Genomic DNA, 22,654 nt, shown 5'->3' with positions numbered 1-22,654 from the left:
CCGGAGAGCCGGGCCGGCTCCTTGGGCGCCGCCGTCGCGTTCCGCTAGTCGCACTCGGCCTGGAGCACCAGGAGGGCCAGGTCGTCCTCCGGTGGGCCCGTGCCGAAGTCGTGGACGAGGCGGCGGATGCGGTCGGCGATCGGTTCCGCGTCGAGCCCGGCGCAGCCGGCGAGGGCCATGGCGAGGCCGTCGCCGTCGTCGAACTGGCGGGAGCCGGAACGCCGCTCGGTGACGCCGTCGGTGACGCACAGCAGGGTGTCGCCGGGCCTCAGCTCGAAGGTCTCGCAGGAGTACGTCTCGTCCTCGATCACCCCGAGCAGCGCCTGCGGCCGGGCCACCGAACGCACACCGCCCTCGCGCCCGAGGACCAGCGGCAGCGGGTGCCCGGCGGAGGCGAGGGTGCAGCGCACACCGCCGTCGAAGGGGGTCAGCTCGCCGTACAGCAGGGACAGGAAGCGGGTCTGGGTGTCACCGGGGACCGGGGTCCGTCCGCCGGCCGCCACCAGGACGCGCGCGGCGGCGTCGGCGGCCTCGGTGGCGTCGTCGAGGAGGAGCTGGTTGAGGCGGTCCAGGACGTCGGCGACGCCGTAGCCCTCGCGGGCCAGCAGCCGCAGCCAGGGCCGGGCGAGCCCGATGACGACGGCGGCCTCGGGGCCCTTGCCCTGCACGTCGCCGACGGCGAAGCACCAGCGGCCGTCGCCGACCGGGAAGAGGTCGTAGAAGTCGCCGCTGGGGCCGCCCTTGTCGCAGGGCTCGTACACCAGCGCGCTGCGCAGGCCGGGGATCTCGGCGACCGCGCCGGGCAGCAGGCCGCGCTGGAGCACGGCACTGATGGTGGCCTGGCGGGCGTACTGCCGGGCCGCGCCGATGGCGAGGGCGACCCGGCGGCTGAGGTCCTCGACCAGCCCGGTGACCTCGTCGGGGAAGCGGAGCAGCCCGGTCCGCCCGATGACCAGCGTGCCCAGCGGACGGCCGCCCGCGATCAGGCGGTACGCCAGCGCCTCGCCGTGGCCCGCGTGCGGGCCGAGGGCCTCCCCGGGCCAGGGGTAGGGGGCGGGCCCGGACCGCAGGTCGTCGGCGGGGCGCGGCGGGTCCTTCTCCAGGGCCCGGCGCAGTTCCTCGATGCGGCTCTCGCTGCCGTGCCAGACCCGGGCGAGCCGCGGCCCGGCCGCGCCGGTCCCGTCGCTCCAGCCTCCGCCGCCCTCGCCCGAGCTCCAGCGGGAAGGCCCCCGCCGGCCGGTGGACTCGTCCTCCAGCCACACCGCGCACCAGTCGGCCAGCCGGGGCACCAGCAACTGCCCGGTCAGCGAGGCGACCAGGTCCTCGTCGAGCTGCCCGGCGAGCAGGTCGGAGGCCTCGGCAAGGAAGGACAGCGCGCCGCGCCCCAGCCAGTCCTGCTCCCGCCCGACGCGCTGCGGCTCGGGCGCGAGGACCTCGGCGATGCCGAGCCCGCCGTCCGCGGCGTACGCCTCCTCGACCTCCTCCACCGTGCCGCCGTCGGCGGGCAGCCGTGCCCACACCGTCTTGGCGCCGGTCCGGTAGGTGACGCCCCACGCCTCGCAGAGCGTGGCGACCAGCCGCAGGCCGCGGCCGTACTCGGGGGGTTCGTGCGGTGCCTCGGAGCCGTGGTCGCGGGGGGCGCGCGAGGGATGCTGGTCGCCCACCTCGACCACGCAGGCGCCGGTCTCCGGCTCCAGCCGGCAGGTCAGCTCGACATCGGTGCCCGCGTGCACGACGGCGTTGGTGACCAGCTCGCTCACCACGATCAGGGCGTCGTCGGCCAGCCGCTCGCCGATCTCGAACCCGAGGTCCGCCCACTCGGCCAGGGCGGCGCGCAGCAGTGCGCGGGCGGAGCCGGGCGCCAGGGCGCACCCCGACAGCGCGGCGTGTGCCTGCGGACACGTGCCCGCGCCGTGCGCGGGAGCGCCGGACGCGTGCGCGGGCACCTCGGAGGCACGGGAGACGGTCTCCCGCTGTGTCGGAATGGCCCCCATCTGCGGCTCCCCCGGCGCTCCGGACGAATCGATTCGGTCGATGCCGACAGGGTGACAGACCGACTGCGTCCCTATGCAACGAGTTACCGAAGTGTGCCGTCTTGCATGAGAACTGGGCCATCGAATCGATCAAAGTCGGACAGGTCCGAGCGCCGATGAACGTGTTCGGTGATCGTTCCCCGCGCGTCCGAGGCGCGCGGGGAGTTCACCGGCCGCACCGGCTCAGCGATCACGCCTCACGCGCGCCCGCGTACATCTCGTCGATCAGATGCTTGTACTCCCGCTCCACCACCGGCCGCTTCAGCTTCAGGCTCGGGGTGACCTCGCCGTGCTCGACGTCGAGGTCGCGCGGCAGCAGGCGGAACTTCCTGATGGTCTGCCAGCGCTGAAGGCCCTCGTTGAGCTGCCTGACGTAGCCGTCGACCATCTCGACGGTCCGCGGCGCGGCGACGACCTCGGCGTACGACCTGCCCTCCAGGCCGTTCTCCTTGGCCCAGTCCAGGATCGCGGCCTCGTCGAGGGCGATCAGCGCGGTGCAGAAGTTCCGGTCGGCGCCGTGCACGAGGATGTTGGAGACGTACGGGCACACCGCCTTGAACCCCCCCTCGACCTCGGCGGGCGCGATGTACTTGCCGCCGGAGGTCTTGATGAGGTCCTTCTTGCGGTCGGTGATGCGCAGATAGCCGTCGGGGGAGAGCTCGCCGATGTCGCCGGTGTGGAACCAGCCGTCGGCCTCCAGCACCTCGGCGGTCTTCTCGGGCAGCTTGTGGTAGCCCTCCATGATGCCGGGGCCGCGCAGCAGGATCTCGCCGTCCTCGGCGATGCGCACCTCGGTGCCGGGCAGCGGCTTGCCGACCGTGCCGGTGCGGTAGGCCTCGCCGGGGTTGACGAAGGAGGCGGCGGAGGACTCGGTGAGGCCGTAGCCCTCCAGGATGTGGATGCCGGCGCCGGCGAAGAAGTAGCCGATCTCCGGGGCCAGGGCGGCGCTGCCCGAGACGCAGGCGCGCAGCCGGCCGCCGAAGGCCTCGCGGATCTTGGCGTAGACGAGCGCGTCGGCGACCTTGTGCTGGGCGGCCAGGCGGAAGGGCGCGGAGCGAGTGCCGGTGCGCTTGAAGTTGTCCTGGGTGACCTTGGCGTACTCGCGGGCGACCTCGGCGGCCCACTGGAAGATCCTGTACTTGGCCGGGCCGCCCGCGCGGGCCTTGGCGGCGACGCCGTTGTAGACCTTCTCGAAGATGCGCGGCACGGCCGCCATGTAGGTGGGCCGGACGACCGGCAGGTTCTCGATGATCTTGTCGACGCGGCCGTCCACGGCACAGACGTGCCCGACCTCGATCTGGCCTGAGGTGAGGACCTTGCCGAAGACATGGGCGAGCGGCAGCCACAGGTACTGCACGTCGTCGGCGCCGACCAGGCCGGTGGCGGCGATCGCCTTGGCCATGTACGACCAGTTGTCGTGGCGCAGCCGGACGCCCTTGGGGCGGCCGGTGGTGCCGGAGGTGTAGATGAGGGTGGCGAGCTGGTCCCCGGTGATCGCGCCGACCCGCTCCTTGATCAGTTCGGGGTGCTCGCCCAGGTGGGCGGCGCCGCGCCGCTCCAGTTCGGCCAGGGTGAGCACCCGGTCACTGGTCTCGACGCCGTCCGGGTCGATGACGACGACATGGTGCAGCTCGGGCAGCTCGGCGCGCTTCTCCTCGGCCTTGGCCAGCTGCTCGGCGTTCTCCGCGACGAGCACCCTGCTCCCGGAGTCGGAGAGGATGAAGGCCGACTCGTCGGCGTTGGTCTGCGGGTAGACCGTGGTCGTGGCCGCGCCCGCGCACATGATGCCGAGGTCGGCCAGCAGCCACTCCACACGGGTGGAGGAGGCGAGCGCGACCCGCTCCTGCGGCCGCACGCCCAGCTCGACGAGTCCGGCGGCGATGGCGTAGACCCGCTCGGCGGTCTGCGCCCAGCTCAGCGACTTCCAGCCGTCCAGGCCCTCGCCGGAGGACGCGGGTACGGGGTAGCGGTAGGCCTCGGCGTCCGGTGTGGCCGCCACGCGCTCCAGGAAGAGGGCCGCCACGGACGGCGGACGGTTCTCGATCAGGGTCTGTGCGTCGCTCACGACATCCTCCGGGGCCCGCGGCAGTGCGGCTGGCTCTTTGCGGCTGGGTGACTCTCGGGTGGCGGTTCGGTGGTTCGAACTGTTGCTTAACTCACGAGTAACTAACGAGCACGATCAGACTAAGGCGCGACCGGCCACCGCGTAAGGGGCCGCGCCCGGCATTCCCCCGGAGAGCCACCACACAGAGCTACCGCGCGGATGCGCGAGGGCCCGCCGCGCTTTCGCACGACGGGCCCCTTTTTCACCCACTTCGCCGGGTGGGCGGCCGCACACCCGGAGCTACCAGGCGGTCACTTCTTGCCCTTGGCCGACCCCGCGCCGTCGTCGCTGGAGAGCACCGCGATGAAGGCCTCCTGCGGGACCTCCACGGAACCCACCATCTTCATGCGCTTCTTGCCCTCCTTCTGCTTCTCGAGCAGCTTCCGCTTACGGGAGATGTCACCGCCGTAGCACTTGGCGAGGACGTCCTTGCGGATGGCGCGGATGGTCTCGCGGGCGATCACCCGGGAGCCGATGGCGGCCTGGACGGGCACCTCGAAGCTCTGCCGCGGGATGAGCTCCCTGAGCTTGGCCACGAGCCGCACCCCGTACGCGTACGCCTGGTCCTTGTGGGTGATCGCCGAGAAGGCGTCCACCTTGTCGCCGTGCAGCAGGATGTCGACCTTGACCAGGGAGCTGCTCTGCTCACCGGTGGGCTCGTAGTCGAGGGAGGCGTAGCCGCGGGTCTTGGACTTCAGCTGGTCGAAGAAGTCGAAGACGATCTCGGCGAGCGGGAGGGTGTAGCGGATCTCCACCCGGTCCTCGGAGAGGTAGTCCATGCCGAGGAGGGTGCCGCGGCGGGTCTGACACAGCTCCATGATCGAACCGATGAACTCGGTGGGCGCGAGGATCGTGGCCCGCACGACCGGCTCGTACACCTCGTCGATCTTCCCCTCGGGGAACTCGCTGGGGTTGGTGACCGTGTGCTCGATGCCGTCCTCCATCAGCACGCGGTAGACCACGTTGGGGGCGGTGGCGATCAGGTCGAGACCGAACTCGCGCTCGAGACGCTCACGGATCACGTCCAGGTGGAGCAGGCCGAGGAAGCCGACGCGGAAACCGAAGCCGAGGGCGGCGGAGGTCTCCGGCTCGTAGACCAGGGCGGCGTCGTTGAGCTGGAGCTTGTCCAGCGCCTCGCGCAGCTCGGGGTAGTCGGAGCCGTCCAGCGGATACAGGCCGGAGAAGACCATCGGCTTGGGGTCCTTGTAGCCGCCGAGCGCCTCCTCGGCGCCCTTGTGCTGGCTGGTGACGGTGTCACCGACCTTGGACTGGCGGACGTCCTTCACACCGGTGATCAGGTAGCCCACCTCACCGACGCCGATGCCGTCGGCCGGCAGCATCTCCGGGGAGTTGGTGCCGATCTCCAGCAGCTCGTGGGTGGCGCCGGTGGACATCATCCGGATCCGCTCGCGCTTGTTGAGCTGGCCGTCGATGACACGGACGTAGGTCACGACACCGCGGTAGGAGTCGTAGACCGAGTCGAAGATCATCGCCCGGGCGGGCGCGTCGGCGACGCCGACCGGGGCCGGGATCTCCTTGACCACCCGGTCGAGCAGCGCCTCGACGCCGAGGCCGGTCTTGGCAGAGACCTTCAGCACGTCCTCGGGGTCGCAGCCGACGAGGTTGGCCAGCTCCTCGGCGAACTTCTCCGGCTGCGCGGCCGGCAGGTCGATCTTGTTGAGGACCGGGATGATCGTGAGGTCGTTCTCCATCGCCAGGTAGAGGTTGGCGAGGGTCTGGGCCTCGATGCCCTGGGCCGCGTCGACGAGCAGGACGGTCCCCTCGCAGGCGGCGAGCGACCGCGAGACCTCGTAGGTGAAGTCGACGTGCCCCGGGGTGTCGATCATGTTGAGGATGTGCGTGTTGCCGGGGTCGTGGGTGGGAGCCCACGGCAGGCGCACCGCCTGGGACTTGATCGTGATGCCGCGCTCGCGCTCGATGTCCATGCGGTCGAGGTACTGAGCGCGCATCTGCCGCTGCTCGACCACCCCGGTCAGCTGGAGCATCCGGTCGGCGAGCGTGGACTTGCCGTGGTCGATGTGCGCGATGATGCAGAAGTTGCGGATCAGAGCCGGGGCGGTACGGCTCGGCTCGGGCACGTTGTCAGGGGTCGCGGGCACGCAGGGTCCTGTTTCTTGAGGCGCCTTGTGCCTCGGGTCGGAACGATACGTAGCTTCCATGGTCCCACGGGTGGGGACCGGCGACCGGTTTGGGCCGCCCAGCGGGCCGCTGGTAGCCTGGGCGACTGTGTCTCATGCCCTCTACGCACGAGGCACAACCTCAAGAAATCACCGGTGCGGGTCCCGTGCGGCCCCGTGCCAGAACCTGAAAAGGCTCATTCGTGGCGAACATCAAGTCCCAGATCAAGCGGAACAAGACCAACGAGAAGGCCCGGCTGCGCAACAAGGCCGTCAAGTCCTCTCTGAAGACCGCGATCCGCAAGGCCCGCGAGGCCGCTGCCGCGGGTGACGTCCAGAAGGCCACCGAGCTCCAGCGCGCTGCCGCGCGTCAGCTCGACAAGGCCGTCTCGAAGGGCGTCATCCACAAGAACGCGGCCGCCAACAAGAAGTCGGCGCTGGCCTCCAAGGTCGTCGCCCTCAAGGGCTGAACCCCTTTCTTGATCTGAACGGATCCCCAGGGATCCGACTTGGCCGGAAGGACTGAGGGCGGGCCCTCTCTCATCCGCCCCCGACCGGCACCCCGGATCCGCGCGCGGCCTGCGTTCGCCACGCGGGCGCGGATCCGACCGGCGTGAACCGAAGACCCCGCCGCGCTCCCTTTCCCCAGCGAGAGCGACGGGGTCTTCGGCGTGTCGCGGAGGCGTGCGGGGCCGCGAAGGGCGCGGAGGCGTGCCGGGCACAGAAGCCGGGGTGTCGCGGGGTGGGTGGGAATCTCGTGGGCGGGACTTTCGCAGCAGGTCCTGGCCGGTCCTAGCCGCGTCCTCTGGAGCGGGCCACCCGGGCGATGGTGACGACTGCCTTCTCCAGGGCGTACTCGGGGTCGTCGCCGCCGCCCTTGACGCCCGCGTCGGCCTCGGCCACCGCGCGGAGGGCGACGGCCACGCCGTCCGGGGTCCAGCCGCGCATCTGCTGCCGGACACGGTCGATCTTCCAGGGCGGCATGCCCAGTTCCCGGGCCAGGTCGGCCGGACGGCCGCCGCGCGCGGACGACAGCTTCCCGATCGCCCGCACCCCCTGGGCGAGGGCGCTGGTGATCATCACCGGTGCCACGCCGGTGGCCAGCGACCACCGCAGCGCCTCCAGCGCCTCCGCCGCCCGCCCCTCGACGGCCCGGTCGGCGACCGTGAAGCTGGAGGCCTCGGCCCGCCCGGTGTAGTAGCGGCCGACGACGGCCTCGTCGATCGTTCCCTCGACGTCGGCGGCCAACTGCGCCGCCGCCGACGCCAGCTCCCGCAGATCGCTGCCGATCGCGTCGACGAGCGCCTGGCACGCCTCCGGTGCGGCCGAGCGTCCGAGTCCGCGGAACTCGCCCCGTACGAAGGCGAGCCGGTCGGCCGGCTTGGTCATCTTCGGGCAGGCCACCTCGCGCGCGCCGGCCTTGCGCGCGGCGTCGAGCAGGCCCTTGCCCTTGGCGCCGCCCGCGTGCAGCAGCACCAGCGTGATCTCCTCGGCGGGCGCCCCCAGATACGCCTTGACGTCCTTGACCGTGTCGGCCGAGAGATCCTGCGCGTTGCGTACGACCACGACCTTGCGCTCGGCGAAGAGCGACGGACTGGTCAGCTCGGCGAGCGTGCCGGGCTGCAACTGGTCCGGGGTGAGGTCCCGTACGTCCGTGTCGGCGTCGGCGGCCCTGGCGGCGGCCACCACCTCCCGCACGGCACGGTCGAGCAGGAGGTCCTCCTGCCCCACGGCAAGCGTCACCGGGGCGAGAGGGTCGTCGTTCGCAGTCTTCCTGGCCATCGCGACAAGCATCCCACGGACCACCGACAACGCCCCCGGCGCATGGCGCGGGTCCACGCGCCAAGGGGTCCGCGCGCCTAGGGGTCCGGCACGCCTAGGGCTCCTCGCGCCAGCCCTCCCACTCCGCCGCGAACGCGTCCAGCTCCGCCGGATCGAGCCGCTCCTCCTCGTCCCCGAGGACGACCAGCCACTGCGCGTCCTCGGCGTCGTCCTCACCGGCCAGCGCGTCACGGACGATCCGCGGCTCCTCGTCGACCGCGAACCGCTCCGCGAGCGCCTGCGCCACCTCCTCCGCGGCATCGCGGTCGGGCAGCACCAGCACGTGTCTCACATCGCTCACGGAGCCATTGTCCGGCACCTCTCGGCGGCGGGCGGCCGCCCGGCCGACCGTCAGGCCTTGCGGACGAGCTGCACGTCGAGGGCGACCTGGATGGTCGGTCCGACCACGGCGATCCCCCGCGCCAGCATCGTCTGCCAGCTCACCGTGTAGTCGTCCCGGTGCAGCTCGGTGGTGGCCCGGCAGGCCACCCGCGCCTCGCCCTCTATGCCGTTGCCGAGCCCGAGGTACTCCGTGTCGAGCGTGACCGTACGTGTCACGCCGTGCAGCGACAGCGCGCCGGTGACGGCCCACCGACTGCCACCCCTGTGCACGCACCGCTCGCTGTAGAACTCGAGCGTCGGGAAGTTCGCCGCGTCCAGGAAGTCCGCCGAGCGCAGATGGTCGTCGCGCATCCGCACGTTCGTGTCGATGGACGCCGCGTCGATCACCACGTGCATCGCGGACCGCTCCACGGGATCGGCGATCCGCACCGCCCCGGCGAAGGAGTTGAACCGCCCGTGGATCCGGGCCAGCCCGATGTGCCGGGCGGTGAAGGCGATCGAGGAGTGCGTCGCCTCTATCTCCCAGTCGCCCGGCGCCGGCAGGTCCGGCGGCTGGGCGACCTGGAGGGTCACGTCGCCCAACGGGGCCAGCGAGTTCTGGCCGACGAACACGGTCGCCCGGTGCGGCGTGTACCCCTCCGCGGAGATGGCGAGCCGGTACTCCCCCGCGGGCACCGTCGCCAGGAACAACCCGTAGGGGTCCGTGCCGCCGCCGACCACCGCGCGCCCCATGGTGTCGCTGACGGTGAACTCCGCGTGCGCCACCGGTTCGTTGACCGGATCGAGCACCCGGCAGCTCAGCACACCCGCGTCGGGCGGGGTCTGCACCGCCGCGAGCGGACTCGCCTGTTGCATCCGGTTCGTCCGGTTTCCCAGCCAGCGGCCGAACATCTACGCCACCCCATGCATGCCTCGACATCTGTGTTGCCGAAGAAGTATTCGATCACCAACAGGGCATTCCAGGCAACACGAGGCCATATCGCGAGAATCCGGCACATGCCGTGGGACTGCACGCAAGGCGCATCAACCGGCCCCTCATTGACAGATAGTGAACATTTTCACCCCACCTCCCTCACAACCGGCGCACACCCAGGCACTCAGCCCCGCGCCACGCGCACCCCCGCGCCCGCCCCCGTCACCGCGAGCGCGCCGTCCCGGTCCGTGCGCAGCACCATCGCGCCGAGCGCGCGCAGGGCCGCGACGGTGGGGGGAGCCGGGTGGCCGTACGGGTTGTCCGCGCCGCAGGAGATCAGGGCCAGGCGCGGGGACGCCACGCGTATCAGGTCCGGGCTCTGGTAGGCCGAGCCGTGGTGGGCGACCTTGAGCACGTCCACGCCCGCCAGTCGCGCGCTCGCCGGGGAGTCCAGCAGCGCCTGCTGGGCCGGGGGTTCGAGGTCGCCGAGGAGCAGCAGCCGCAGTCCGCCGGAGTGGACGAGCAGCGTGACGCTGGCGTCGTTGGGCCCGTCCGGTTCGGGGGCGGGGGGCGGGGGCGGCCACGGCACCTGCCAGGTCAGATCGCCGATGCCGCGCAGCTCCCCTGCGCCGGCCCGGGTGAGCGGGATGCCGCGGCGGGATGCCTCCTTCCGTACGAACTCGGCCTGCTGCGCGGGTTCTTCGTATCCGGTCGTCTCGATCGCGCCCACCGCGCGTCCGCGCAGCACGCCCGGCAGGCCGGCCACGTGGTCGGCGTGGAAGTGGGTCAGCAGGACCAGCGGGACCCTGGTGATGCCGAGCTTGTGCAGGCAGTGGTCCACCAGTGCCGGGTCGGGTCCGGCGTCCACGACCACACCGGCGCCGCGGCCCGCCGCGAGCACCGTCGCGTCGCCCTGCCCCACGTCGCACATCGCGAACCGCCATCCGGGCGGCGGCCAGCCGGTGATCACCCGGGTCAGCGGCGGCGGCTGCACGACCACCAGCAGGAGCAGCGCGCCGCAGAGCCCGCAGAGCCAGGGGTGCCTCAGCAACCGCCGGCCCACGATCACGGCCGCCGCCGTGACGAGCGCCAGCAGCAGGGCCCCGGTCCAGCTGTCCGGCCAGTCCACTCCCCCGCCGGGCTGGTCCGCCCCGGTCCGGGCCACGTCGGCGATCCACCCGGCCGGCCAACTCGCGCACCAGGCGAGCACCTTCGCCGCGGGCATCGCCAGCGGTGCCGTCGCCAGCGCCGCGAAACCCAGCACGGTGGCGGGCGCGACGGCGGCCTCCGCGAGCAGGTTGCACGGCACCGCCACCAGGCTCACCCGGGCCGACAACACGACGACGACCGGCGCGCACAGCGCCTGCGCCGCGGCAGCCGCGGCCAGTGCCTCGGCGGCCCGGGCGGGCACCCGGCGCCGGCGCAGCGCCGCGCTCCAGCGGGGTGCGAGGGTGAGCAGGGCCCCGGTGGCCAGCACCGACAGCAGGAAGCCGTAACTGCGCGACAGCCACGGGTCGTAGAGCACCAGCAGCAGGACGGCCGTCGCCAGGGCCGGGAGCATCGTTCTGCGGCGCCCGGTCGCGAGGGCAAGCAGCGCCACCGCTCCGCAGGCCGCGGCCCGCAGCACGCTCGGGTCGGGCCGGCACACGACGACGAACCCCAGGGTGAGCGCCGCCCCGAGCAGCGCGGTGCCGCGCAGGGGGAGGCCGAGCCGTGGTGCCAGGCCGCGGCGCTCGACCCGCTGGGCCAGGCCCGGTGGCCCCAGGAGCAGGACGAGCAGGATGGTGAGGTTGCTCCCGGAGACGGCCAGGAGGTGGGTGAGGTCCGTCGCCTTGAACGCCTCGTCGAGTTCGGGGGTGATCCGCGAGGTGTCCCCGACGACCAGGCCCGGCAGCAGCGCCCGCGCGTCCGGCGGCAGGCCGTCGGTCGCCGCCCGCAGTCCGGCGCGCAGCCGGCCCGCCAGCCGCTGCGGCGCGGACGGCTCCGCGACCACCTCGGGCGCCGCCCGGTCCCGGACCCGGAGGACCGCCGCGATCCGGTCGCCGCCCGTCATCGGGGGCTCCAGCCGCGCGGTCACTCTCAGCCGCGTGGACGGCAGCAGCCCGAGCCAGGGCGAGCGCTGCGTCCCTTCCACCGGGTGCTCGTCGTGCCCGTCCGGTGGGCGTCCGGGTCTCCACGGCGGGTCCTCGGCGCGGGCCGCCGGCTGCACAGCCGTGGTGACGAGGATCAGTGCCGGAGTCCGGGTCACCACGGCCTCCCGCGAGCCGGGCCGGTCGACGCGCACCACCTCGGCGTCCATCCGTACCCAGGCGGGTGTCTGGTGGTCGCCGCGGATCCGGGGGCGGGTGAGGCGCGGGTCGGAGGTCAGCTCCACCTCAGCGGTCACCGTGGCGAACTGCCGTGCCAGGGCGGGCACCGGACCGCGTCGGACGTCCGCCCCGTGGAGCCCGGCGGACACGGCGGCCGCGGCGGCACCGAGCAGCGCGGCGGCGACGGAGGTGCGTGCCCAGGGGGCGTGCGCCCACGTCCGCCCTGCGGTGGCAGCAGCGGTGGCCGGCTGTCCCGCCGCGGATGTTCCACGTCTTCCGCGTCGTCGGCCGAGCAGGAGTACCGCGGCAGCGGCGAGGCAGGCGATCACGAAGCCGGTCACCCGGCCCGTGGAGGCGTCCAGCGCCAGCGCCGCCGTCGCCCAGGCCGCGAGGGCGGGAGGGACGAGCCGCAGGTCTGCCGGTCCTTCCTGCCGGGGGTGGGCGGCTCCCAGCCGCTTGCCAGAGGCGGCGTGCACCGCCGGGCGGACATGGGGCGAGGTGGGCGGGTCCCCGGCGGGGGCGGGGCGGCCGGGTAACGCGGGGCCTCGCTCGGCGCCGGTGGGGATGGCGGTCGTGGCGGGGGCGGTGGTGGGGGCGGTACCGGTGGCGGTGGCGACGCCGGTGCCAGTACCAGTGCCGGTGGCAGCGCCGATGCCAGTGGCGGAGTCGGTGCCAGTGGCGGTGGCGGCGCCGATGCCAGTGCCGGTGGCGGAGTCGGTGCCAGTGGCGGGGTTCACGGGCTGACCAGATCGCGGAGATCCGCGAAGCGGCGGGTACCGATGCCGCTGACCTCACGCAGTTGGTCCACCGAGCGGAAGCCGCCGTGCTGCGTGCGGTAGTCGACGATGCGCCCGGCCAGCACGGGACCGACGCCGGGCAGGGTCTGCAACTGGTCCGCGCTGGCCGTGTTGAGGGAGACCGGGGCCCTGGGCGTGCCCGCGGCACCCGTACCGGCCGCACCAACGGGGCTGCCCGGCCCGGGCCCGTCCGGTGCGGCGGCGGGGGCCGGGGCCGGGCCACCGACGACGACCTGTTCACCGTCCACTAGGAAGCGGGCCCGGTTCAGGCCGTCGGTACTGGTGCCGGAACGCACCCCGCCGGCCGCCTGGAGCGCGTCGGCGACCCGCGATCCGGCCGGCAGGCGCTGGATTCCGGGGCGCCGGACCTTGCCGCTGACGTCCACCACGATCTCCGCGCCGGGAGACGCCGGGGCACCCCGCGCGGTGACCGGGGCCCCGGCCGCGGTGGCCTTGTCCTGTCCCCCGTCCTCGTGGGGAGCCATGGCCCGCACCGCCTCGGGCGCCTGGACCGTCTGCGTACGGCCGGTCCAGAAGTGCTGCACGGCGAAGAGCGCGGCGACGACGAACAGCACCGTGAGCGCCACCACGTTCCGGCGCTCCAGGCCGCACCGCGACTGCAACCACAACGGCATCCGCTCGCGCACCGCCGCCCCGGCCCGCTCCCGCCAGTCCGGCACCCCGGCAGGATCCACGAGCCCCGCCTCGACGCCGCCGCCCGTGTCCACGGCGGCGGCCCGCACAGCGACACCGGCCGCGCCTGTCCTTCCCTCGACGACGCCAAGTCCCCCATCAGCCGCGCCGGTCGGACGAGTGCCGCCCACTGCGAGTGGGCCCGCGTCCGACGGGCCGGGCTCACTCGCGCCGACGCGGCCGAAGCCGGCCCCGGCCCCGGCCCCGGCCCGCGCACCCTCACCCATCACCGGAACCGGCCCCGCACCAGCCTCCGGAGCCGAGCTCGCCCCGCTCACGGAAGCCCGGCCGGCGGAAGCCCAGTCGACGGAAACCCGGTCGGCGGAAACCCGGTCAACGGAAGCACAGTCGGCAGAAACCCGGTCGGCGGAAGGGCTGAAGGTGTTCAGGCAGGCGGGCTCGGCCTCGGGCCGGTGCCGACGGCTCGGCGGCGCATGTGCCCCGTCCGGTGGGCGACCGGTCCCGTTCGGCGCCGCGGTGGCCCAGGACGGGCCGGGGCAGAGGGAGCTCGGCGGCGGCGACGGGGCAGGTCCGGTCTTGTGCTGGGGTGGGGCTTCCGGGGAAGTGCTGCCCGGCTCCTCGGCCCGGACCCCTCCTTCGGCGAACAGCGCCCGCGCGCGTCGGTGCAGATCCTCCGCCGAGGCGTGAGCGCCCCGGCGGGACGGTGGGCGGCGGTGGCGGGTACGGCCGTCCGAATCGGGGGCGCGGCCCGGCCCGCTGGTCGCCGCCGCGGTACGTGAGCGTGATCGAAGTGCCATGCCAGGAGCATCCGGCACACCGGGATACTCGCGATGATCTTGCTCAATTTCCGGGGACTACTGGCCGGTTGTGGACAACTCACCCACCCCTACGGGTCACCGGGACGAGACCACGACCCCCAGCAGCCCGGGGCCGGTGTGTGCGCCGATCACCGCTCCGACCTCGCTGACGTGCAGGTCGGCCAGGCCTGGCACCCGTGTGCGCAGCCGGTCCGCGAGGGCTGACGCCCGTTCGGGAGCGGCGAGATGGTGGACGGCGACATCGACGTCGGCGCCGCCCGCGCGCTCGGCCACGATCTCCTCCAGACGGGCGATCGCCTTCGAGGCGGTGCGCACCTTCTCCAGGAGCTCGATCCGGCCGTCCTGCAACTGGAGCAGCGGTTTCACGGCGAGCGCGGAACCCAGCAGCGCCTGCGCCGCGCCGATGCGGCCGCCGCGGCGCAGATAGTCGAGGGTGTCGACGTAGAAGAAGGCGGAGGTTCCCTCGGCACGCTTCTCGGCGGCGGCGACCGCCTCGTCCACCGTGCCGCCGGCCTCCGCGGTCTCGGCCGCGGCCAGGGCGCAGAAGCCGAGCGCCATCGCCACCATCCCGGTGTCCACCACCCGTACCGGCACCGGCGTCTCCCGAGCGGCGAGCACCGCGGCGTCGTACGTGCCGGAGAGCTCCGCGGACAGATGCAGGGAGACGATGGCGTTCGCGCCGGACTCCGCGACCCTGCGGTAGGTCTCGGCGAACTGCTCGGGGCTGGGCCGCGAGGTCGTGACGGGACGCCGCTTCTGCAGCGCCTGGGCGAGGGAACGCGTCGAGATCTCGGTGCCCTCTTCGAGAGCCTGGTCGCCGAGGACGACGGTCAGCGGAACCGCGGTGATGCCGTGACGCTCCATCGTCCGCGGCGGCAGGTAGGCCGTTGAATCGGTGATGATCGCGACATGGCGGGACATGAGCTGGAGGTTACCTGCCGTAGTGCCCCGACGGCAGCCCAGCCCCTCTCACCGGGTCATGCGTGGCCGGATCGGGCCGCGCTCAAGTCGTGCTCTCGGGGCGGGGCTTCTTCTGCCAGGGATAGGCGGGGCGACGGCCCGACGGGGTGATGGCGGGCCGGTCCGGCTCCTCGGCGGGGGCCTGCCGCGCGGCGCCGGGCCAGGCCTGCGGGTGCGGGTCCGCCGCGGCGGCCGGTGGTGTGGTCGACGTCCCAGCCGTCGACCCCGTCGTCGTCCCGGCCATCGGCTCGGTCGTCGGTTCGGTCGTCGGCTCGGTCTTGGTCCAGTGGCGCAGCGCGCCGGCCTCCACGTCGATCTGGGCACTCAGCGTGTCCAGGTCGTCCTCGGCGAAGCGGCGGGCGCGGTCGCGGGCCGCCCAGCGCAGGGAGTCGGCCGATTCCGTGATGCGCCGGGTGCGTTCACGCAGGGCCGGGAGCCGCTCGCGGAGCGTCGCCCGGTCCGGCTCGGCCTCCAGGCGCTTGAGGTCGTGGTCCAGTTCGCGCCCGTGCGTGCTGAGCCGCTCGAACAGGGCGATGGACTCCTTGAGGGACTCGTCCTCGCGCACGCCCGCGTGCAGGGCGTCCTGGGTGGCGCGCATCGAGGTGCGCAGGGTGAGCCGGAGCTGGGCCAGTTCACCCGCCGGGCCGGGCTGGGTGAAGGACTTGGCCCGCAGCGTGTGGTCTTCGACCGTGCGGCGGGCCTGGGTGATGGTGCGGTCCACACCGCGCTTGGCTGCCCCGACCACCTTCACCGCGGCGTAGGCGCCGAGCGCCAGGAAGACCACGAAGAGGAGGACGAGGATGGTGACGACTGTTTCCACGACGCTCCTCCTCCGGCCCGCGGCACCGGTCGCGCCGCCCCTCCACGGTAAACGCAACGGGCAGGTCCCGGGTTCCGGAAGAACCCCGAACCTGCCCGTAGGGGACTACCCCGAGGCACTCACGCCGGAACGATGTTCACCAGCTTCGGCGCCCGTACGATCACCTTGCGGATGCCCGCGCCCTCCAGCGCCGCGACGACCTTCTCGTCGGCCAGCGCCGCCTTCTCCAGGTCCTCCTCGGAGATGGCCGGGGAGACCTCCAGGCGCGCCTTCACCTTGCCCTTGACCTGGACGACGCAGGTCACGGTCTCGTCGACGACGTACGCCGGGTCGGCGACGGGGAAGTCCTGGTGGACGACCGAGCCGGTGTGACCCAGCTTGTGCCACAGCTCCTCGGCGATGTGCGGGGCCAGCGGGGCGACCATCAGCACCAGCGACGCGGCGACCGAGCGCGGCACGGGCCGGCCCGTCTTGGTCAGGTGGTTGTTCAGCTCCGTCACCTTGGCGATGGCGGTGTTGAAGCGCAGGCCCTCCAGGTCCTGGCGGACGCCGTCGATCGCCTTGTGCAGGGCGCGCAGCGTCTCGACGTCGGCGTCCTCGGCGTCGACGACGGTCACCTCGCCGGTCGCCTCGTCGACGATGTTGCGCCACAGCCGCTGGAGCAGCCGGAACTGGCCCACCACCGCGCGCGTGTCCCACGGCCGGGACACGTCCAGCGGGCCCATCGCCATCTCGTACAGGCGCAGCGTGTCGGCGCCGTACTCGGCGCAGATCTCGTCCGGAGTGACCGCGTTCTTCAGGGACTTGCCCATCTTGCCCAGCAGGCGGCTGACCTTCTCGCCCTGGTAGTAGTAGGCGCCGTCGCGCTCCTCCACCTCGGCGGCCGGCACCGCGATGCCGCGGGCGTCCCGGTAGACGTAGGCCTGGATCATGCCCTGGTTGAACAGCTTGTGGAACGGCTCCGCGGAGGAGACGTGCCCCAGGTCGTACAGGACCTTGGACCAGAAGCGTGCGTACAGCAGGTGCAGCACGGCGTGCTCGGCGCCGCCGACGTACAGGTCGACGCCGCCGTGCGGCATGCCCTCGCGCGGGCCCATCCAGTAGCGCTCGGTCTCCGGGTCGACCAGCTGGCGGTCGTTGTGCGGGTCCAGGTAGCGGAACTCGTACCAGCAGGAACCGGCCCAGTTGGGCATGGTGTTGGTCTCGCGGCGGTACTTCTTCGGCCCGTCGCCCAGGTCCAGGGTGACGTTGACCCAGTCCTCGTTGCGCGACAGCGGCGTCTCGGGCTGGGTGTCGGCGTCGTCCGGGTCGAAGGTGCGCGGCGAGTAGTCCTCGACCTCGGGCAGCTCCAGCGGCAGCATCGACTCGGGCAGCGCGTGGGCCACGCCGTCCTCGTCGTAGACGATCGGGAAGGGCTCGCCCCAGTAGCGCTGGCGGCTGAACAGCCAGTCGCGCAGGCGGAAGTTGACGGTGCCCTCGCCGATGCCCCGGCGCTCCAGCCACTCGGTGATGCGCGCCTTGGCGTCGGCGACGCCCAGGCCGTCCAGCTTCACGTCGTCACCGGCGGAGTTCACGATCTTCGCGTCGTAGGAAGCGAAGGCGTCGTCCCAGGTCGAGGGGTCCGTGCCGCGGTCGTCGTCCGGCTCGACGACGCAGCGCATCGGCAGTTCGAAGGCGCGCGCGAAGGCGAAGTCGCGGCTGTCGTGGGCGGGGACGGCCATGATCGCGCCGGTGCCGTAGCCCATCAGGACGTAGTCGGCGATGAAGACCGGGATCTTCTCGCCGTTGACCGGGTTGACGGCGAACGCGCCGGTGAAGACACCGGTCTTGTCCTTGGCCTCGGCCTGCCGCTCCACGTCCGACTTCGAGGCGGCCTGGGCGCGGTAGGCGGCGACGGCCTCGGCCGGGGTGGCATGGCCGCCGGTCCAGACCTCGTGGGTGCCCTGGGGCCAGGCGGCCGGGGTGAACTTCTCCACCAGCGGGTGCTCGGGCGCCAGCACCATGTAGGTGGCGCCGAACAGGGTGTCCTGGCGGGTGGTGAAGATCGTGATCTGCTCGCCGTCGATCGGGAAGTCGACGCGGGCGCCCTCGGAGCGGCCGATCCAGTTGCGCTGCTGGAGCTTGATGGCCTCGGGCCAGTCCAGCTCCTCCAGGTCGTCCAGCAGCCGGTCGGCGTAGGCGGTGATGCGCATGTTCCACTGGCGCAGCTTGGCCTTGAAGACCGGGAAGTTGCCGCGCTCGGACCGGCCGTCGGCGGTGACCTCCTCGTTGGCCAGCACCGTGCCGAGACCGGGGCACCAGTTGACGGGCGCGTCGGAGGCGTACGCCAGGCGGAACTCGCCCAGGACCTCGGCGCGCTCGGCGGCGCTCAGCTCGGGCCACGCGCGCGTGTGCCCAGGCACGGCCCGCTCACCGGACTCGAACTGGGCGATCAGCTGGGAGATCGGACGGGCCTTCCCGGCCTCGTCGTCGTACCAGGAGTTGAAGATCTGCAGGAAGATCCACTGGGTCCACTTGTAGTAGTCCGGGTCGATCGTGGCGAACGACCGGCGCTTGTCGTGGCCCAGGCCCAGCCGGCGCAGCTGGGACTTCATGTTGGCGATGTTGGCCTCGGTGGACACCCGCGGGTGCGTGCCGGTCTGCACGGCGTACTGCTCGGCGGGCAGGCCGAAGGCGTCGAAGCCCAGGGTGTGCAGGACGTTGTGGCCGGTCATCCGCTGGAAGCGGGCGTACACGTCGGTGGCGATGTACCCCAGCGGGTGGCCGACGTGCAGGCCCGCGCCGGAGGGGTACGGGAACATGTCCATGATGAACTTCTTGGGCTTGGCGACCAGCTCGGGGTCGCCCGCCAGGTCACCCTTGGGGTTCGGCGCCGCGTAGGTGCCGTCGGCGTCCCAGAAGTCCTGCCAGCGTGCCTCGATCTCGGCCGCCACGGCGGCCGTGTAGCGGTGCGGCGCTGCCTCCACCGACACGGCGGCGGCAGCGGGGTTCGTCTCGCTCATGATCCTCAAAGCTCCATCGATCGTCTCTGCCTACGGCTGCGACTTCCAGAAACGAAAAATCCCCTCGCACAGGAGGGGACGCCGCGCCGATGCCGACCACCCGAATGACCCGGCGGTCGGGACTGATCAGCGCGGCTCGCTAAGCAGAAGGCGTACGGCACGCATGGCGTCAGGGTACCGCAGCCGTCGAGTGCGCGGCGACGAGCGTCCACGGGGCGGGACGCGGACGCCGGCGAGTCGTGCAGGACCGGGGGGCCGTTGGTGAAGGTTCAGAAAAGCTGAACATCGTTCAATTTTAACCCGGCGTAACGGAGCCTATGGGGACAACACGAGCCACGGAAGCCCCGTTGATAACAACGCAATAACTCAAACGGCGTACCGCTCGGTTTGGAGCCACTTAGAGTGCGTGCCCGGGACCGCTTTCCCGAACCGCTCGGAGTCGCCCCCCATGAAACCTCGTCGCAGTAACAGCTCCCTCCCCAAACCCGGCCGCTCGGCCTATGGGGTGGCGTCGGCTGTCGTCCTGCTCCTCATACCCGTGGTCGTGCTGGCCGGAGGCAGCCAGTTCCGCGAGTTCCTGAACTTCGGCGCGGGCGTGCTCTCCCTCGTCTCGCTCAGCTGCTCGGTGATCTGGGGCCTGGTCGCCCAGGACCGGATCGTCCTCAACACACGCCAGCGGATCGTGGGCCAGGCGGTGCACCGGACCACCGCGGTCGCCTCGATCGCGTTCCTCCTGGTGCACATCACCACCAAGATCGTGCTGGGGCACACCCAGCTGATCGCCGCGCTGGTCCCGTTCTCGCTCGGCGTCACCGGAATCGAGGGCCTGGTCGGCCTCGGCTCCCTGGCCGGTCTGCTGATGATCTTCGTCGGCGTCACCGGCGCGCTGCGCGGCAACTTCGCCACCCCCGCCCCGGTCGCGGCCCGCTGGCGGGCGATGCACATGCTGGCCTACCCCGCCTGGTGCGCGGCGCTGGTGCACGGCCTGTACGCGGGCCGGGAGGCCAAGCCGATCTTCGTCATCCTCTACAGCCTGTCCCTGCTGGGCGTCATGGCGGCCCTGGCCGTGCGCGCGGCGCCGCGCCCGTTCAAGCGCAGGCTCGCCGAGCGGCTCGTGTCGGTGCTGGGCGGCGGCGAGCGGCCGGAGCTGGAGGACCTGGACGCGAGCCGGGCCAGGGCCTCGGACTCCGCGCTGCCGGGCTACGGGACCGCACGCGGCGCGACGCCCCCCCGCGCCGATGCGACCAGGCCGGCACCGGGCGGTCCGCGCCCCTCCTCGCCGCTGTACGACACCCCGGCGCCCGAGCCCGCCCCCGGCTTCGCGGCCGCCTACCGGGCCGTCGCGACACCGGCGCGCGACCGGCAGCCCTTCGCGGCCGACGCGACCGCGCGCACGAACATGCCGTTCGACCCGCAGGCCACGGGGGCGACGCAGCGTGTGGACGGGCCCGGCAGCACCTCGGGCAGCTGGCCGGTCCCCTCGCCGCCGCCGGTCGGCGAGGCGCCCCCGTCGGCCTACGACCCGCTGAACGACACGGGATACACCATCCCGGCCTATGGCAATCCGGGCCCTGCCGCGGGCGCCACCGGGTACGGCGGACGTGACGTGTACGACACCGGTGAGACGAACGCCCCCTACGGCACGTACATCCCGAACGACACGTACAACAGCGGTCCCGCCACTGAAACACCGCCCGGCGCCTCCTACGACGCGCCGGGTTCGGGCGAACCTTGGAACACGCCTTCCGGAGGCTACAGGTGAACGAGGCCCTGCCCGACGTCCCCGAAGTCCGCGTGGTCGGGCTTCCCCAGCTCACGTCGGGCTTCGACCTTGTCGAAAGACTCGATCTGCCCATGCACCTGAAGGTGCACGGGCCGCTCGAACCATTGGGCGGCGAGCAGCTCGCGCAGCTCGCCGAAGCCGTCCATCTGAAGGGCCGCGGCGGCGCGGGCTTCCCCTTCCACAGGAAGCTGCGCTCGGTCGCCGAGTCGGCGATCAAACGCGGCGTACGGCCGGTCGTCGTCGTCAACGGCAGCGAGGACGAACCGGCCTGCCGCAAGGACACGGTCCTGATCAACCGTGCCCCGCACCTCATCCTGGACGGGGCCCTGCTGTGCGCGGAGGCCCTCGGTGCCCGCACGCTCGTGGTGGGGGTCACCAGGGAGTCCACCCAGCGCTCCATGGAGGCCGCGCTCGCCGAACGCGGCCTGAGCAACAGCCGCAGGTCGGCCCTGCGCGCGAGCGTGCAGCGCAACCCCGTGCGCATGGTCACGGGCGCGGCCGCGTCGCTGATCCGTTCCATCGACGGCGGTCCGGCGATCCCGCCGGGCCGCAAGACCAGCGCCTCGCGCAACGGCGTGGGCGGCGCGCCCACACTGCTGTCCAACGCCGAGACCTTCGCCCAGCTGGCGATCGCCGCCCGCATCGGCCCGGAGCGCTACGGCAACACCGGCCTGTACGACGAGCCGGGCACCGTGATGCTGACCATCTCCGGCGCCGTCGCCCGCCCCATGGTGGTCGAGGCGCCGACCGGGGTGCCGCTGCGCTACGTCCTCCAGCTCGCCGGCGCCCCGCCGGTGCCGCAGGGCGTGCTGACCGGCGGCTACCACGGCAAGTGGATCGACGCGGCCACCGTCAACGAGGCGATCGTCTCGCGCAACTCCCTGGACGCGGTGGGCGGTTCGCTCGGCGCCGGGGCGATTTTGCCGATCAGTCAGGAGACCTGCCCGCTGGGCGAGTCGCTCCAGGTGGCGAAGTGGCTGGCGGAGGAGAGCGCGGGCCAGTGCGGTCCCTGCTACCTCGGTCTGCCGGCCGCCGCGCGCGGCATGGAGGACATCCTGAACGGCGGCGGCCCGGCCGCCCTGGAGGCCCTCAAGCAGGTCGCCAAGAACGTCAAGCGGCGCGGCGCGTGCTCGCACCCCGACGGCTCGGCGATGTTCCTGGAGTCGACCGTCAAGGCGTTCACCGACGACCTGGCCGCGCATGTCCTCGGCAACGGCTGCGGGCGCCCCGTGGAGGGCGTCCTGCCGCTCTTCGAGGGCGGCAGGGCTCCCACCGGCGTCCCCGGCGGCGTCGAGGACGAGGAGTCCGGCTCCAGCCGGCAGAAGATCCACGTCGACTGGACGCTGTGCCGGGGACACGGCCTGTGCGCGGACATCCTCCCGGAGGTCTTCGAACTGGGCGCCGACGGCTTCCCGACCGTCGCCCAGGCGAAGGTTCCGCGCTACGCGGAGGCCAAGGCCCTGCGCGCCGTGCGCCGCTGCCCGGCGCTGGCCCTGCGCCTGGAGGAGGACACCCGCTCGCAGGCACCGTCGCGCAATCTGCCGGTCCTCTCCCAGGGCCGCGGCCGCCGCGCTCTGGGCCGCTGAGCACACGCGCCGGCGGGTCGCCCTCCGCGACGGGGGCGGCCCGCCGGCGCGTTGCCGCGCCGTATGCGTCCGGGCATACGTCGAGGGCGAGTCATCCGGTGGATGACTCGCCCTCATTTCCTGTGGAGCTAAGGAGAATTGAACTCCTGACCTCCTGCATGCCATGCAGGCGCTCTACCAACTGAGCTATAGCCCCTTGCGGCCACGCGGTCCCACCGCGTTTTCGACCGTGTCGCCCGGTTTCCCCGGCGGCGACGCCAACATTACACGGTCCAGGGGGTGGAACACCAAATCGGTTTCGCGCCGCCCCGCCCGGCCGCCGGGCGCAGGCCCGGCCTCACGCCGTCACGAACGAGTAGAACCGCTTGAGGGTGCAGTGCTCCTCCAGAAGCCGGCCGTAGATCGGCTCGCCCTCGAGTTCGCGGTAGGTCTCGATCGGGTCGCCTTTTATGATCAGCGCCCGCGCGCATTCCTCGCACCAGTACTGGTAGTCGGGGTTGATCGGCTCCATGTCGCGGACGATCGGGGTGCCGCCGCCGCACCAGTCGCACTTCCGCCTGTGTGCACCCATGGG

Annotated in this window: 15 protein-coding genes and 1 tRNA gene; 3 read left to right on the top strand and 13 right to left on the bottom strand. The window is 72.5% G+C overall.

Annotated elements, in window-relative coordinates:
* Positions 1–44: 44 nt before the first annotated feature.
* From ACIHCX_RS00670 to lepA, 3 genes are all read right to left on the bottom strand, one after another.
* Complete coding sequence (locus ACIHCX_RS00670) at positions 45–1,994, bottom strand: SpoIIE family protein phosphatase (RefSeq protein WP_400025246.1); 1,950 nt, start codon at positions 1,992–1,994, stop codon at positions 45–47.
* 229 nt (positions 1,995–2,223) lie between these two features.
* Positions 2,224–4,098 carry an AMP-dependent synthetase/ligase gene (locus tag ACIHCX_RS00665; protein ID WP_400025245.1) on the bottom strand — a complete coding sequence of 625 codons (1,875 nt, stop codon included), beginning with the start codon at positions 4,096–4,098 and terminating at the stop codon, positions 2,224–2,226.
* Between the two features lie 290 nt (positions 4,099–4,388).
* Positions 4,389–6,257 carry a translation elongation factor 4 gene (gene lepA / locus ACIHCX_RS00660; RefSeq protein ID WP_400025242.1) on the bottom strand — a complete coding sequence of 623 codons (1,869 nt, stop codon included), beginning with the start codon at positions 6,255–6,257 and terminating at the stop codon, positions 4,389–4,391.
* 221 nt (positions 6,258–6,478) lie between these two features.
* On the opposite strand from lepA, the gene rpsT reads away from it, so the two are divergent.
* Positions 6,479–6,745, top strand: a complete 267-nt coding sequence (rpsT, locus tag ACIHCX_RS00655) for a 30S ribosomal protein S20 (protein WP_400025241.1) — start codon at positions 6,479–6,481, stop codon at positions 6,743–6,745.
* Between the two features lie 322 nt (positions 6,746–7,067).
* On the opposite strand, the gene holA is transcribed toward rpsT, so the two are convergent.
* The 8 genes from holA to leuS all read right to left on the bottom strand — a co-directional run bounded on the left by holA (position 7,068) and on the right by leuS (position 18,711).
* Positions 7,068–8,057: a DNA polymerase III subunit delta gene (gene holA, locus ACIHCX_RS00650; RefSeq protein WP_400025239.1), complete on the bottom strand. Its 990-nt coding sequence runs from the start codon at positions 8,055–8,057 to the stop codon at positions 7,068–7,070.
* Between the two features lie 94 nt (positions 8,058–8,151).
* On the bottom strand, positions 8,152–8,397 hold the full coding sequence (locus ACIHCX_RS00645) for a hypothetical protein (RefSeq protein WP_400025237.1): 246 nt from the start codon (positions 8,395–8,397) through the stop codon (positions 8,152–8,154).
* Between the two features lie 50 nt (positions 8,398–8,447).
* On the bottom strand, positions 8,448–9,329 hold the full coding sequence (locus tag ACIHCX_RS00640; protein ID WP_400025236.1) for a YceI family protein: 882 nt from the start codon (positions 9,327–9,329) through the stop codon (positions 8,448–8,450).
* Between the two features lie 206 nt (positions 9,330–9,535).
* Positions 9,536–12,136 (bottom strand): ComEC/Rec2 family competence protein, encoded by a 2,601-nt coding sequence (locus ACIHCX_RS00635; RefSeq protein WP_400026552.1) that lies wholly within the window; start codon positions 12,134–12,136, stop codon positions 9,536–9,538.
* Between the two features lie 257 nt (positions 12,137–12,393).
* On the bottom strand, positions 12,394–13,377 hold the full coding sequence (locus tag ACIHCX_RS00630; RefSeq protein ID WP_400025235.1) for a helix-hairpin-helix domain-containing protein: 984 nt from the start codon (positions 13,375–13,377) through the stop codon (positions 12,394–12,396).
* Between the two features lie 627 nt (positions 13,378–14,004).
* Entirely contained in the window at positions 14,005–14,850 is an 846-nt protein-coding gene (locus ACIHCX_RS00625; protein WP_400025234.1) for a DegV family protein, read from the bottom strand.
* Between the two features lie 82 nt (positions 14,851–14,932).
* Entirely contained in the window at positions 14,933–15,709 is a 777-nt protein-coding gene (locus ACIHCX_RS00620; RefSeq protein ID WP_400025233.1) for a hypothetical protein, read from the bottom strand.
* Between the two features lie 119 nt (positions 15,710–15,828).
* On the bottom strand, positions 15,829–18,711 hold the full coding sequence (gene leuS / locus ACIHCX_RS00615) for a leucine--tRNA ligase (RefSeq protein ID WP_400025231.1): 2,883 nt from the start codon (positions 18,709–18,711) through the stop codon (positions 15,829–15,831).
* Positions 18,712–19,159: 448 nt separating this feature from the next.
* On the opposite strand from leuS, the gene ACIHCX_RS00610 reads away from it, so the two are divergent.
* Together ACIHCX_RS00610 and ACIHCX_RS00605 are read left to right on the top strand one after the other, a co-directional pair.
* Entirely contained in the window at positions 19,160–20,473 is a 1,314-nt protein-coding gene (locus ACIHCX_RS00610) for a cytochrome b/b6 domain-containing protein (protein ID WP_400025229.1), read from the top strand.
* Positions 20,470–22,080 (top strand): NADH-ubiquinone oxidoreductase-F iron-sulfur binding region domain-containing protein, encoded by a 1,611-nt coding sequence (locus ACIHCX_RS00605; RefSeq protein ID WP_400025226.1) that lies wholly within the window; start codon positions 20,470–20,472, stop codon positions 22,078–22,080. Before ACIHCX_RS00610 ends, ACIHCX_RS00605 begins: the two co-directional genes overlap by 4 nt.
* Before the next feature lie 123 nt (positions 22,081–22,203).
* Here ACIHCX_RS00605 and ACIHCX_RS00600 read toward each other — a convergent pair.
* Positions 22,204–22,276: transfer RNA gene (locus ACIHCX_RS00600), tRNA-Ala, on the bottom strand.
* A 141-nt stretch (positions 22,277–22,417) separates the two neighbouring features.
* Positions 22,418–22,651, bottom strand: a complete 234-nt coding sequence (locus ACIHCX_RS00595) for a hypothetical protein (protein WP_100566877.1) — start codon at positions 22,649–22,651, stop codon at positions 22,418–22,420.
* Positions 22,652–22,654: the final 3 nt, after the last annotated feature.

Origin of the sequence: Streptomyces sp. NPDC052043, from assembly GCF_044548235.1 — a bacterium.
Lineage (GTDB): Bacteria > Actinomycetota > Actinomycetes > Streptomycetales > Streptomycetaceae > Streptomyces.
This window is presented reverse-complemented; position numbering and strand designations above follow the sequence as displayed.

Excerpts from the sequence above, each read along its gene's own strand:
- ACIHCX_RS00670 (WP_400025246.1), bottom strand. The coding sequence starts at position 1,994 with ATGGGGGCCATTCCGACACAGCGGGAGACCGTCTCCCGTGCCTCCGAG.
- holA (WP_400025239.1), bottom strand. The coding sequence starts at position 8,057 with ATGGCCAGGAAGACTGCGAACGACGACCCTCTCGCCCCGGTGACGCTT.
- ACIHCX_RS00640 (WP_400025236.1), bottom strand. The coding sequence starts at position 9,329 with ATGTTCGGCCGCTGGCTGGGAAACCGGACGAACCGGATGCAACAGGCG.
- ACIHCX_RS00630 (WP_400025235.1), bottom strand. The coding sequence starts at position 13,377 with ATGGGTGAGGGTGCGCGGGCCGGGGCCGGGGCCGGGGCCGGCTTCGGC.
- ACIHCX_RS00625 (WP_400025234.1), bottom strand. The coding sequence starts at position 14,850 with ATGTCCCGCCATGTCGCGATCATCACCGATTCAACGGCCTACCTGCCG.
- leuS (WP_400025231.1), bottom strand. The coding sequence starts at position 18,711 with ATGAGCGAGACGAACCCCGCTGCCGCCGCCGTGTCGGTGGAGGCAGCG.
- ACIHCX_RS00610 (WP_400025229.1), top strand. The coding sequence starts at position 19,160 with ATGAAACCTCGTCGCAGTAACAGCTCCCTCCCCAAACCCGGCCGCTCG.
- ACIHCX_RS00595 (WP_100566877.1), bottom strand. The coding sequence starts at position 22,651 with ATGGGTGCACACAGGCGGAAGTGCGACTGGTGCGGCGGCGGCACCCCG.